This window comes from Pectobacterium brasiliense, assembly GCF_016950255.1.
Classification (GTDB): domain Bacteria; phylum Pseudomonadota; class Gammaproteobacteria; order Enterobacterales; family Enterobacteriaceae; genus Pectobacterium; species Pectobacterium brasiliense.
The window spans coordinates 103799-117479 of record NZ_JACGFN010000003.1; the positions used below are offsets into that span (position 1 = coordinate 103799).

Below are 13681 nucleotides of genomic sequence, written 5' to 3' on the forward strand. Positions count from 1 at the left end.
GTGTCATAACTTATTCATATAAATATAAACGGAAAAATTTCATCCGTTCTCTGATATTTCTCCGTTCTTTGACTACGCTGAATTAGGGGGCGTGGGTCAAGAACTCTTTCATAGTATTCATTATTTTTACACGTCGCCGTTATTCATTAGCAAGCTAATAACCCATTATTTTTATTGAATTTTTGTTAAAAATAAGTAACGGGGAATATAAGCGCAACGTAATGCGATTTTTATATTACTTATTTATTTAATTCAAATGGTTAATCAGAGGATGGATACCATGTCAGCGTTTTCTGAGGCGATTAATTCACTTATTTCCGGGCACTATGCCGATCCGTTTTCGCTGTTAGGTATGCATCACTCCTCCAAAGGTCTTGAAGTTCGGGCACTACTGCCGGATGCGCAGTCAGTTTGGGTTGTGGATGCCATCAATGGACGAAAAATCGTCGAGCTGGATCGTGTAGACGAACGCGGTTTTTTTTGTGGCCTGGTGCCGCGCCGGAAAAATGCCTTCCGTTATCAATTGGCCGTGACCTGGGGTGAAGAAACCTGGGTCATTGAAGATCCTTACCGTTTTGGTCCGCTGTTGCAGGATATGGACATTTGGCTTTTGGCTGAGGGTACCCACCTGCGGCCTTACGAGCGGCTAGGCGCACATCTGGAAACGCTGGACGGTGTTGAAGGCACGCGTTTTGCCGTCTGGGCACCGAATGCTCAGCGCGTTTCCGTGGTGGGACAGTTCAACTTCTGGGATGGCCGACGTCACCCGATGCGGCTGCGACAGGAAAACGGTATTTGGGAACTGTTTTTGCCCGATGTGAAAGCGGGGCAGCTCTACAAATATGAAATGATCGACAGCCACGGCAGCGTCCGGCTGAAGGCCGATCCGTATGCGTTTGAAGCGCAGATGCGCCCGGATACCGCCTCGCTGATTACACCGCTGCCTGAGAAAGTCCCGACCAGCGACGCCCGGCGTGAGGCGAACGGTCTGCGTTCACCGATCTCCATTTATGAGGTTCACCTCGGTTCCTGGCGGCGGCATACGGATAATAATTTCTGGCTGAGCTATGAAGAACTGGCGAATCAGCTGATTGATTATGTGCAGTACATGGGCTTTACACATGTGGAGCTGATGCCGATTAACGAGCACCCGTTCGATGGTAGCTGGGGTTATCAGCCGCTGGGGCTGTATGCGCCAACGCGCCGTTTCGGCACCGCGTCGGAGTTCAGAGCCTTTGTTGATGCGCTCCACGAGGCGGGTATCAACGTCCTGCTGGACTGGGTACCGGGGCATTTTCCTGGCGATGAATACGGTCTGGCACAGTTTGACGGCACCGCGCTGTATGAATACGCCGATCCGCGCGAAGGCTATCATCAGGACTGGAACACGCTGATTTATAACTATGGTCGCCATGAGGTGCGTAACTACCTGGCGGGTAATGCGCTGTTCTGGATGGAGCGCTATGGCATCGACGGCCTGCGGGTCGACGCTGTGGCTTCCATGATTTATCGCGACTACAGCCGCAGTGAAGGCGAGTGGGTGCCGAACCATTACGGCGGTAAAGAGAACCTCGAAGCGATTGCGTTTCTACGCTACACCAACCACATGCTGGGTCATGCCGCGCCCGCGGCGATCACGCTGGCCGAAGAGTCCACCGATTATCCGGGCGTCACGCTGCCGCCGGACTGCAACGGCTTAGGATTTCACTACAAGTGGAATATGGGCTGGATGCACGACACATTGACCTATATGCAGCACGATCCGGTTCACCGTAAATACCATCACGATTTGCTGACATTCGGCATGTTGTACGCCTATAGCGAGAACTTCGTGCTGCCGCTGTCTCACGATGAAGTGGTGCACGGCAAGCGCTCGCTGCTGGATCGCATGCCCGGCGATGTCTGGCAGAAATTTGCCAATTTACGCGCGTATTACGGCTTTATGTGGGCATATCCCGGCAAGAAGTTGCTGTTTATGGGCGGCGAATTTGCGCAAGGGCGTGAGTGGAACCACGACGCCAGTCTGGACTGGCACCTGCTGGATGAGCCGGAAGGTTGGCACCGCGGCGTGCAGAAGCTGGTGCGCGATCTTAACCACTGCTATCGCCAGCAGCCGCCGCTGTATCAGCTGGATTTCCAGCCGCAGGGCTTTGAATGGCTGGTGGTGGATGACCGGGAAAACTCGGTCTTTGCCTTTGTCCGGCGTGATGAGCAAGGCAATGAAGTGCTGGTGGTCAGCAACTTCACGCCGGTGCCGCGCTATGGCTATCGGATCGGCATCAACCAGCCGGGCGGCTGGCGAGAAGTGCTCAACACGGATTCGGTTCACTACAACGGTAGCGATGTGGGTAATGTCGGGACAATTTACAGCGAGGAGCACGCTAGCCACCAGCGCCAGCATTCTCTGGTTCTGACCATTCCGCCGCTTGCCACGCTGTATCTGGTTAAGGAGGCGTAAATGGTGGAATTGCAGACGGGCAAGCCGACGCCGCTGGGGGCGAGTTTTGATGGACAGGGCGTGAATTTCGCCCTGTTTTCGGCGGATGCCGAGCGGGTTGAGCTGTGCATATTTGCTGACCGCCAGCAGGAACAGCGCATCGAATTGACCGCGCGCAGCGGCGATATCTGGCATGGCTATCTCCCTGATGCGCAGCCGGGGCTACGCTACGGTTTCCGGGTCGATGGGCCATTCGAGCCGTCGCAGGGGTTGCGTTTCAATCCGCATAAGCTGCTGTTGGATCCGTGCGCCCGCCAGCTTGATGGCTGGGTAGTGGATGACGCTTGTCTGCAAGGCGGGATTGACCAGCGAGATGAGCGTGATAGCGCTGATATCATGGCGAAGTGCGTGGTCACGGCGGAAGATTACGACTGGCAGGATGACCAGCATCCGCAAACGCCCTGGAATCAGACGGTGATTTATGAGGCGCATGTCCGCGGGCTGACGCAGCTGCATCCCGATATTCCTGAAGACATTCGCGGTAGTTATGCGGCGTTAGGCCACCCGGTGATGATTGATTATCTGACGTCGCTGGGTATCACGGCGCTGGAGCTGCTTCCGGTGCAGCAGCATGCCGATGAACCCCGGCTTCAGCAGTTGGGGCTGCGTAATTACTGGGGCTATAACGTGCTGCTGCCGTTTGCCGTCGATAACAGTCTGGCGGCGGGTGACGATGCGTTGAATGAATTTCGCGATGCGGTGAAAGCGCTGCATCACGCGGGCATCGAGGTCATTCTGGATGTGGTGTTTAACCACAGCGCCGAGCTGGACGTCGAAGGGCCCACGCTGTGCCAGCGCGGCATCGACAACCGCAGCTACTACTGGCTGACTGAAAACGGCGAATACCATAACTGGACCGGCTGCGGCAACGTTCTGCGCCTGAATCATCCGGCGGTGATTGATTGGGTGATGGATTGTCTGCGCTTCTGGCGCGAAGTCTGCCACGTAGACGGTTTTCGCTTCGATCTGGCAACGGTGCTGGGACGAACCCCGGATTTTACTGCTGCCGCGCCGCTGCTATCCGCCATGAAAAATGACAGCCGTTTACAGGGCTGCAAGCTGATCGCCGAACCGTGGGACATCGGACATGGCGGTTATCAGCTCGGTCAATTCCCGATACCGTTTGCCGAGTGGAGCGACCGCTACCGTGACGACATGCGCCGATTTTGGCTGCATGGCGACATTTCTCTTGGCGCATTCGCCCGCCGCTTTGCTGCCTCCAGTGACATCTTCCAGCAGCGCGACCGCCTGCCCTACGCCTCCATCAACAAACTGACGGCCCATGACGGCTTTACGCTGCGCGACCTGGTGAGTTTTAACCACAAGCACAATGACGCCAACGGCGAGGGCAACCGCGACGGCACAGGCAGCAACTTCAGCAATAACCACGGTACGGAAGGGCTGGAAGCGGACGACGACATTCTCCAACGCCGGCTGGCCAGCCAGAAGGCGCTGCTGACAACGCTGATTCTGTCGCAGGGAACGCCGATGTTGCTGGCGGGCGATGAGCTGGGACACAGCCAGCAGGGCAACAATAACGCCTACTGTCAGGATAACGAATTGACCTGGCTGCACTGGGAAAACGCGGATCGCACACTGCGCGAGTTTGTCGCCGGATTGATTCAGTTACGCCGCACGATTCCGGCATTACAGCAGGAAACGTGGTGGCAAGAAGGGGATGGCGCGGTGCAGTGGCTGAACCGAGAAGGGCAGCCTTTGACGCCGCAGCAGTGGGAGCAAGGAGAGCACCAGCTACAGATTTTACTTTCCGATCGTTGGCTCGTGCTGTTTAACGCCAGCCTGCATGCCGGTGCGTTCATGTTGCCAGAAGGCCACTGGCAGGTTTCACCGCCGTTTGATGAGACGAATCCGCCTGAAGGTGGAATTTGGCACGGACAAGCGCAGGCGGTAGGCGTCTTGATAAAACAGACCACCTAAGCGCAAGCCATTAAAAGAATAATCAGGAGATAGCCATGGTGAATAACGACAAGCATGACCCTCTGATGTTGGCAAGACAGCTCCCTTTGAAATCCGTGGCATTAATTTTGGCCGGAGGCCGTGGAACGCGACTGAAAGGGTTGACGGCATTACGTGCCAAGCCCGCCGTCCATTTTGGCGGCAAATTTCGCATTATTGATTTCGCGCTCTCTAACTGCCTGAATTCCGGTATCCGCCGTATTGGCGTGATTACGCAATATCAGTCGCATACGCTGGTGCAGCACATTCAGCGCGGCTGGTCATTTTTGAACGCGGAAATGAACGAGTTTGTTGATTTACTTCCTGCGCAGCAGCGCCATTCGACCGATCACTGGTATCGGGGAACGGCAGACGCGGTTTGTCAGAATCTCGACATTATTCGGCGCTACAGTGCGGAGTATGTGGTGATCCTCGCGGGCGATCACATCTACAAGATGGACTACTCGCGTATGCTCATCGATCACGTGGAGAAGGGCGCGGAATGTACCGTCGCCTGCCTGCCCGTACCGATAGAAGAGGCCAGCGCCTTTGGCGTCATGAGCGTGGACAAGCAGCATCGCATCCTCGATTTTGCCGAAAAACCGGATAACCCGACGCCGATGCCGGATAACCCCGATATGGCGCTCGCGAGCATGGGGATCTATGTTTTTAATGCGGACTATCTTTATCAATTACTGGAAACGGATCGTAGCGCGACGGATTCTGCCCACGACTTTGGGCAGGACTTGATTCCGAAGATTGTCTCGCAGCGTCTGGCCTGGGCGCATCCTTTTACGCTGTCGTGCGTCACGTCTGGCGAAGATGAACACCAGTATTGGCGGGATGTCGGCACGCTGGAAGCCTACTGGCGCGCCAATCTCGACTTGGCGTCCGTCACGCCGGAGCTGGATGTATACGATCGGCACTGGCCGATTCGTTCCGCGATTGAATCGCTGCCGCCCGCCAAATTTGTTCAGGATCGTTCCGGCAGTCACGGCATGACGATGAACTCGCTGGTATCTGGGGGCTGCATCGTCTCCGGTTCTGTTGTCACGCATTCCGTGCTGTTCCCGCGCGTGCGGGTGAATTCGTTTTGCAGTATCGATTCGACGGTGATCCTGCCGGATGTCAACGTGGGGCGCTCCTGCCGTTTACGCCGTTGTGTGGTCGATCGCGCCTGCCACTTGCCGGAAGGCATGGTGATTGGTGAAAACGCGGAAGAGGATAGCCGCCGTTTTTACCGTTCGGAAGAGGGGATCGTGCTGGTCACGCGATCAATGTTGGAAAAGCTGTAAACACCATCGGAACAAAACGGGAGTAATAATGCGGGTCTTACATGTTTGTTCGGAGCTCTTTCCACTATTGAAAACCGGTGGACTGGCGGATGTGGCTGGTGCGTTGCCCGGCGCGCAGATTGCGGCGGGGATGGATGCCCGTGTCATCCTGCCTGCCTTCCCCGATCTGAAAAAAGGCATCGCCAACCTACAGGTTGTGCGTGAGCTGGATACCTTCGCTGGACACGTCACGCTGCTGTTCGGTCATTTTAACGGCGTCGGTATTTATTTGATTGATGTGCCTGAGCTGTATGAACGCGCGGGCAGCCCTTATCATGACCCGGCGCTTTATGCGTATGCCGACAACTACCTGAGGTTTGCACTGCTGGGGTGGATGGGATGTGAAATGGCATGCGGGCTGGATCGCTACTGGCTGCCTGATGTTGTGCATGCTCATGACTGGCACGCAGGGCTCACCTGCGCTTATCTGGCGGCGCGCAACCGTCCGGCGAAATCGGTCTTTACCGTTCACAATCTGGCCTATCAGGGGCTGTTTGATGCCCGGCATATGCCGAATCTCCACCTGCCGAGTGAATTCTTTCAGGTGTACGGGCTGGAGTTTTACGGCCAGATTTCCTACCTCAAAGCGGGATTGTACTACGCTGACCATATTACGACCGTCAGCCCAACCTACGCGCACGAGATTACGCTGCCGGCTTATGGCTACGGTATGGAAGGTTTGCTGAAAACGCGCGAAGAAGAAGGACGGCTGTCCGGCATCCTCAATGGCGTAGACGAAACGATTTGGAATCCGGCGCACGATCCTTTACTCACCAGCCATTACTCCCGAGATGCTTTAGCGGACAAAGCCGCAAACAAGCGGCATCTGCAAACGGCGATGGGCTTGAAGGTGGACGACAAAGCCCCGGTTTTTGCCATCGTCAGCCGCCTGACCAGTCAGAAGGGGCTCGATATCGCGCTAAGCGCGGTGCCGGACCTGCTGGAACAGGGCGGACAACTGGTGGTGCTGGGCGCAGGGGATGCGGATTTACAGGAGGGCTTTCTGGCGGCGGCGGCGGAATATCACGGCCAGGTTGGCGTACAGATTGGCTATCACGAGTCCTTCTCACACCGCATTATTGGCGGCGCGGATGTCATCATGGTGCCGAGCCGATTTGAGCCTTGCGGGCTAACGCAGCTCTACGGCCTGAAATATGGCACGTTGCCGCTGGTGCGCCGAACCGGCGGGCTGGCGGATACGGTATCGGACTGTTCGCTGGAGAATCTGGCGGATGGGCTGGCAAGCGGGTTCGTCTTTAACGATTGCAGTGTGGGATCGCTATCCCGCGCGATTCGTCGTGTGTTTGTGTTGTGGTCCCGACCCACGCTATGGCGCTATGTGCAGCGTCAGGCGATGGCGATGGATTTTGGTTGGCAGGTTTCTGCTCAGGCTTATGGTGCGCTCTATCAACGCTTGTATACCCACTAGTTTTCGCGCTGCGCGTCATCCTCGTGCAATCTGAAAACGACAGGGTAGGGTAACACTCACTTGGGAATGAATATTATGAACTCGCCGTTTATCTATACTTCACCAACGCTCAGTGTGGAAGCGCTGAAACACTCTATTGCTTACAAGCTCATGTTTAGCGTGGGGAAAGATCCCTCCATTGCGAATAAACATGACTGGCTGAACGCCACGCTGCTGGCCGTGCGTGACCGGATGGTGGAGCGCTGGCTGCGCTCGAATCGGGCACAGCTTTCGCAGGATGTGCGGCAGGTCTATTACCTGTCGATGGAATTTTTGCTGGGGCGGACGTTGTCGAACGCGCTGCTGGCGATGGGGCTGTATGACGATCTGAAGGCCGCGCTGGATGGCATGGGGCTGGAACTGGACGATCTGCTACAGGAAGAAAACGATCCCGGCTTAGGGAACGGCGGCCTGGGGCGTCTGGCTGCCTGTTTCCTTGATTCACTGGCGACGATGGCGCTGCCGGGGCGCGGCTACGGTATTCGCTACGAATACGGTATGTTCAAACAGAATATTGTTAACGGCAAGCAAGCGGAATCGCCGGACTACTGGCTGGAATACGGTAATGCGTGGGAATTCCCGCGTCACAGCACGCGCTACAAAGTGCGCTTCGGTGGCCGAATCCAGCAGGAAGGCAGCAAAATGCGCTGGCTGGAAACGGAAGAAGTTATTGCGTGCGCCTATGACCAAATCATTCCCGGTTTTGATACCGATGCCACCAATACACTGCGCCTGTGGGGGGCTCAGGCCAGTAACGAAATCAATCTGGGTAAATTCAATCAGGGCGACTATTTTGCGGCGGTAGAAGATAAAAACCACTCGGAAAACGTGTCGCGCGTGCTATATCCCGATGATTCGACCTATTCAGGCCGCGAGCTGCGTTTGCGTCAGGAATACTTCCTGGTTTCCGCCACGGTGCAGGACATTCTCAATCGCCACTGGATGATGCATAAAACGTACGCCAATTTGGCGGAGAAGTTCGCCATTCACTTGAACGATACGCATCCGGTGCTGGCTATCCCTGAGCTGATGCGTTTGCTGATCGATGAGCATAAATTCAAATGGATAGAGGCGTGGACCGTGGTGAGGAAAGTCTTCTCCTACACCAACCACACGCTGATGCAGGAAGCGCTGGAAACCTGGCCGGTTGATATGCTGGGTAAAATCCTGCCGCGCCATCTGCAATTGATTTTCGAAATTAACGAACATTTTCTGGAGTACGTCCAGAAAGAAGTCCCCGATGACAACGAACTGTTGGCGCGGGTTTCCATCATTGATGAAAACAACGGGCGTAAAATACGCATGGCGTGGCTGGCTGTCGTTGCCAGCCATAAGGTGAACGGCGTATCGGAGCTGCATTCGGATCTGATGGTGCAGTCTCTGTTTGCTGATTTCGCCCGTCTCTTCCCTAATCGGTTCTGTAATAAAACCAACGGTGTGACGCCGCGGCGCTGGTTGGCACTGGCTAACCCGTCGCTCTCCAAACTGCTGGATGACACCATTGGGCAGACTTGGCGTACCGATCTGAGCCAATTGAGCGAGCTGAAGCAGCACATCGATTATCCGGCATTTGTGCAGAAAATAAGCAAGGTGAAGCTGAAGAACAAAGTGCGTTTAGCGACCTATATGGCGGAAAACCTGAATATTGTGGTTAACCCGGAATCGCTGTTTGATGTGCAGATTAAGCGTATTCACGAATACAAGCGGCAGCTGCTGAACGTGCTGCACGTCATCACACTCTATAACCGCATTAAGGATGACCCGGAGGTCGAGCGTGTACCGCGTGTCGTCATTTTTGCGGGCAAAGCCGCATCAGCCTATTACATGGCGAAGCACATTATTAACTTGATCAACGATGTCGCGAAGGTGATCAACAACGATCCGACCTTGCACGATCGGCTGAAAGTGGTCTTCATCCCGAACTACAGCGTGAGTCTGGCACAGGTGATCATCCCAGCAGCGGATCTCTCTGAACAGATCTCGCTGGCGGGCACGGAAGCATCCGGAACCAGTAATATGAAGTTTGCCCTGAATGGTGCGCTGACGATTGGCACGCTGGATGGGGCGAATGTTGAAATGCTGGAACATATTGGTGAAGAGAATATGTTCATCTTCGGCAACACGGCCGATCAGGTTGAAGCGCTGCGTCAGAACGGCTACAACCCACGGCAATATTACGATCAGGATGAAGAATTGCACCGCGTGCTGACGCAAATCACCACGGGTGTCTTTAGCCCTGATGATAGCCGACGCTACAGCGATCTGTTTGATTCACTGGTGAATTTTGGCGATTACTACCAGCTCTTGGCTGACTATCGCAGCTATGTGGATACGCAGGATCGGGTGGATGAGCTGTATGCGAAAAAGGACGAATGGGCGCGCTGTGCCGTCCAGAATATTGCCAGCATGGGCTATTTTTCGTCCGACCGCACCATCGGTGAATACGCAGAAGATATCTGGAATATTAAACCGATACGGTTGTGATGACGCGTTGATGATATGAAAAAGCGCCGTAGGCAAAAACCTACGGCGCTTTTGTGTTTGTACGAAAAGGCGCTGGTGATAACCGCTGATTAACCCGCTTTTGCTATCTGCTGGTAATGGTTTGCCAGCCAGTCGCTGATGCGTTGTTTCTGTGCATCATCGAAACGCATACCCAGTTTGGTGCGACGCCAGATGACGTCATCAAGCATAACGGCCCATTCTTTTTCGACCAGATAGCGCAGTTCCGCTTCATACAGGTCATGACCGAAATCTTCACCCAGGTCGCTGAGGCCTTTCACGTTTGCCAGAATCAGTTCGCTGTTTGAACCGTAGGTGCGGCTGTAACGGCGCGTCAGTGATTCAGGCAGATTGAAGCGGCGACGCAGCGCGGCGGCGTAGTCATCACGCGTGCCGGCGATATCACCACCCGGCAGTACCGCACCTTTCGTCCAGGCTTTACCCGCTTGCGGGTAGTATTTGTGCAGCTTGTCCAGCGCGTGCTCTGCCAGCTTACGGTATGTCGTCAGCTTGCCGCCAAACACGGAAAGCAGTGGAGCCTGACCGTTATCATCATCGACCGACAGCGTGTAGTCACGGGTAATCGCCTGCGGAGAATCGGACTCGTCATCACACAGCGGACGCACGCCAGAGTAGGTCCAGACGATATCGTCACGCGTAAGCTGCTGTTTGAAATGGTCGTTATACACGTCCAGCAGGTAGGCGACTTCGTTGTCATCGATCTTCACATCGTGCGGATTGCCTTTGTACTCCACGTCGGTCGTGCCGATGATTGAGTAGTCATCCTGCCACGGGATCACGAACACAATACGGTGATCTTTGTTTTGCAGAATATACGCCTGCGGTTGGTTGTGCACTTTTGGCACCACGATGTGGCTGCCTTTGATCAAACGGATACCGTAAGGCGATTTCAGTTGCAGGCCGTCATCAAAGAATTCTTTTACCCACGGGCCCGTCGCGTTCACCAGACCTTTGGCGCGCCAGGTGAAGGTTTCGCCAGTCAGTGAGTCAACCGCATCGACAATCCATACGCCTTGTTCACGGCGAGCGCGGGTTACTTTGGTGCGGGTACGGACTTCTCCGCCGCGTTTTGTCACTTCCTGCGCGTTTAACACCACCAGACGTGCATCGTCCACCCAGCAGTCAGAATATTCAAAGCCCTGCTTCAATTCAGGCTTAAGCACAGAATCTGCGCCGAATTTCAGTCCTTTACTGGCAGGCAGGCTGACGCGTTTGCCGATGTTGTCGTACATGAACAGGCCGATACGAATCATCCAGGCCGGACGCAGGTGCGGCTGGTGGGGCAAACGAAAGCGCATAGGGAAAATAATGTGCGGGGCCATTTTCAGCAGCGTTTCGCGCTCAGACAGCGCTTCGCTCACCAAACGAAACTCATAGTGCTCAAGGTAACGCAGGCCACCGTGAATTAGCTTGGAACTGGCGGAGGACGTGGCACAGGCAAGATCCTGCGCTTCCAACAACAGGACTGATAACCCTCGCCCAGCCGCATCTGCGGCGATGCCTGCACCGTTAATTCCGCCGCCGATAACGATTAGATCTTTGGTTTCCACGTTTCTTCCTCCACCCTCGAATAAATCAAAATGTTCGTTTTCGAGCATTATAATAATCGAAAACAAACAAATCAGCCAACGGTTAACCAAATAAAAACATTTATGCGTGACGAACCTAACAATATGATGATAGTTGTCACATTAAAAGAAGGGATATCGGGCTGGAATTGTGCCGTTTTGCCGTCACTCTCCACATTAGTGAAGCACTGTTTTTATAAATAACCTTATAATCATATGGGTTTTATGCCGTTGAAGGCGGGTTACAATGACGCCAGTTGTTACTAACATCCTGTCCATTATTAACAAGGTTGTCACTTTCGATGGAACAATTTGAAGCTATCAGTATTGATCAAGCCCATTCCCGCTGGCAGGAAGGGGGCGTTGTTGTTGATATTCGCGATCCACAGAGCTTTGCCGCAGCCCATGTTCCCGGCGCGACGCACCTGACGAACGAGACGCTGTCTGATTTCGTGCGCGGCGCTGACCTCGAAGCACCGGTCATGGTGATTTGCTACCACGGCATCAGCAGCCGCAACGCTGCACAGTACCTGATTAGCCTGGGGTTTGATTCGGTGTACAGTATCGATGGTGGCTTTGAGGCCTGGCAAAACCGCTACCCGCAAGACACGCAGGCGCAAGCCTGATCGCATGACGATTAAAGAACCTTTATTATCATGTTCCTAACTCAACCTACCCACTGGCGCTCCCCGCTATGATGATTCGCGTTATTGCTCTCTCCAACCCGCGTCTGGCTCAGGCATTTGTTGATTACATGCGTACACAGCAGGTCCATCTGGAAATGCGGCCTCAGGGGCATGAAGCTGAACTGTGGCTGGAGGATGAAAGCCAACTGAGCAAGGTTCAGGGTGAACTGGAGATTTTTCTGCGCGATCCGACAAACCCGCGCTATCTGGCGGCCAGTTGGCAAACGGGATCGATGGATACCGGTATTCAATACCAACGCTACTCTTACCTGCAAACGCTGAAACAAAAAGCAGGCCCGCTGACGCTCTCCCTGATGGTCGTGACGATCGCGGTGTTCATCCTGATGCAAATCTCGGGCTATGAGAGCGTGATGGTATGGCTGGCATTCCCGGCTGAGGGGCAACAGATAGAGGTGTGGCGCTGGTTCAGTCATGTTTTGTTGCACTTTTCCCTGCTGCACATTTTGTTCAATCTCATGTGGTGGTGGTATCTGGGCGGCCCGGTTGAAAAAGTGCTGGGAACCGGAAAGTTGCTGGTCATCACGCTGGTTTCCGCGCTGGTGAGCGGTTGGGCGCAGTCCTGGTTTAGCGGCACCCATTTTGGTGGCCTGTCTGGCGTGGTTTATGCCCTGATGGGCTATGTCTGGCTGCGAGGGGAACGAGAGCCTGACGGTTATTTATCCATGCCGCGCAGTTTGATGGCCTTCGCTTTACTGTGGCTGGTCGCCGGATATTTCGATATTTTAGGCATGTCGATCGCGAATGCGGCGCATGTGGCCGGTCTGGTTGTTGGGCTATTGATGGCCTTTTGGGACACGTATAATAAAACAAACCCTCGGTAAATCGGGGCGTCTTAGGGGATAAATGTGAAGCAGACACAACGGCATGACGCCATTATTGAGCTGGTGCGCCAGCAGGGCTATGTCAGTACTGAAGAGCTAGTGGAGCATTTTGCGGTGAGCCCGCAGACCATTCGTCGCGATCTGAACGATCTGGCCGAGCAGAATAAAATCCATCGCCACCACGGCGGTGCGGCATTGCCGTCCAGCTCGGTTAACACGGCCTACCATGACCGTAAAATGATGTGGTCGGATGAAAAAGCGCGTATTGCCCGTCGGGTGGCGAGCCAAATTCCAGACGGCGCTACCTTGTTTATCGATATCGGTACCACGCCGGAAGCGGTAGCCTATGCGCTGATGCAGCATAAGGATCTGCGCGTCGTCACCAATAACCTGAATGTAGCCACGCTGCTGACGGCAAAAGAGGATTTTCGCCTGATCTTGGCCGGTGGCGAAGTGCGTACCCGCGATGGCGGTATCATGGGTGAGGCGACGCTGGATTTTATCTCTCAGTTCCGCCTGGATTTCGGCATTTTGGGCATCAGCGGTATTGACATGGATGGGTCATTACTGGAGTTTGATTACCATGAAGTGCGCACAAAACGGGCGATTATTGAAAATTCTCGCTGCGTCATGCTGGTGACCGACCATTCCAAGTTTGGTCGTAATGCGATGGTGAATTTGGGTAACATGGATTTGATAGACTATCTTTTTACCGATCAGTCACCACCGCCCAGCGTACTGAAAATCATTGAACAACATAAGGTACAGTTGGAGTTGTGTTGAACCCGATGTGCCTTTTCCATGATG

9 protein-coding genes are annotated in these 13681 nt (G+C 54.4%); 8 read left to right on the forward strand and 1 reads right to left on the reverse strand.

The window, feature by feature from the left end:
• Positions 1–280 precede the first annotated feature (280 nt).
• The 5 genes from glgB to glgP all read left to right on the forward strand — a co-directional run bounded on the left by glgB (position 281) and on the right by glgP (position 9739).
• Positions 281–2458, forward strand: a complete 2178-nt coding sequence (gene glgB / locus H4F65_RS19780) for a 1,4-alpha-glucan branching enzyme (protein WP_010277878.1) — start codon at positions 281–283, stop codon at positions 2456–2458.
• A complete protein-coding gene (gene glgX / locus H4F65_RS19785; protein WP_010277875.1) occupies positions 2459–4435 on the forward strand; it encodes a glycogen debranching protein GlgX in 1977 nt (658 codons plus the stop codon). It abuts the gene before it with no gap.
• 35 nt (positions 4436–4470) lie between these two features.
• Positions 4471–5748 carry a glucose-1-phosphate adenylyltransferase gene (gene glgC / locus H4F65_RS19790; protein ID WP_010277871.1) on the forward strand — a complete coding sequence of 426 codons (1278 nt, stop codon included), beginning with the start codon at positions 4471–4473 and terminating at the stop codon, positions 5746–5748.
• 28 nt (positions 5749–5776) lie between these two features.
• Positions 5777–7216 (forward strand): glycogen synthase GlgA, encoded by a 1440-nt coding sequence (gene glgA / locus H4F65_RS19795; protein ID WP_010277868.1) that lies wholly within the window; start codon positions 5777–5779, stop codon positions 7214–7216.
• Between the two features lie 75 nt (positions 7217–7291).
• On the forward strand, positions 7292–9739 hold the full coding sequence (glgP, locus tag H4F65_RS19800) for a glycogen phosphorylase (protein WP_010277865.1): 2448 nt from the start codon (positions 7292–7294) through the stop codon (positions 9737–9739).
• Between the two features lie 89 nt (positions 9740–9828).
• Here the strand turns inward: glgP and glpD are convergent, their stop codons facing one another.
• On the reverse strand, positions 9829–11328 hold the full coding sequence (gene glpD / locus H4F65_RS19805) for a glycerol-3-phosphate dehydrogenase (RefSeq protein ID WP_010277863.1): 1500 nt from the start codon (positions 11326–11328) through the stop codon (positions 9829–9831).
• 320 nt (positions 11329–11648) lie between these two features.
• Here glpD and glpE point away from each other — a divergent pair, with 320 nt between their 5' ends.
• From glpE to H4F65_RS19820, 3 genes are all read left to right on the forward strand, one after another.
• Positions 11649–11972 (forward strand): thiosulfate sulfurtransferase GlpE, encoded by a 324-nt coding sequence (glpE, locus tag H4F65_RS19810; RefSeq protein WP_010277860.1) that lies wholly within the window; start codon positions 11649–11651, stop codon positions 11970–11972.
• 68 nt (positions 11973–12040) lie between these two features.
• Entirely contained in the window at positions 12041–12874 is an 834-nt protein-coding gene (gene glpG / locus H4F65_RS19815) for a rhomboid family intramembrane serine protease GlpG (protein WP_014916895.1), read from the forward strand.
• Between the two features lie 24 nt (positions 12875–12898).
• Entirely contained in the window at positions 12899–13657 is a 759-nt protein-coding gene (locus H4F65_RS19820) for a DeoR/GlpR family transcriptional regulator (RefSeq protein ID WP_010277854.1), read from the forward strand.
• Positions 13658–13681 lie beyond the last annotated feature (24 nt).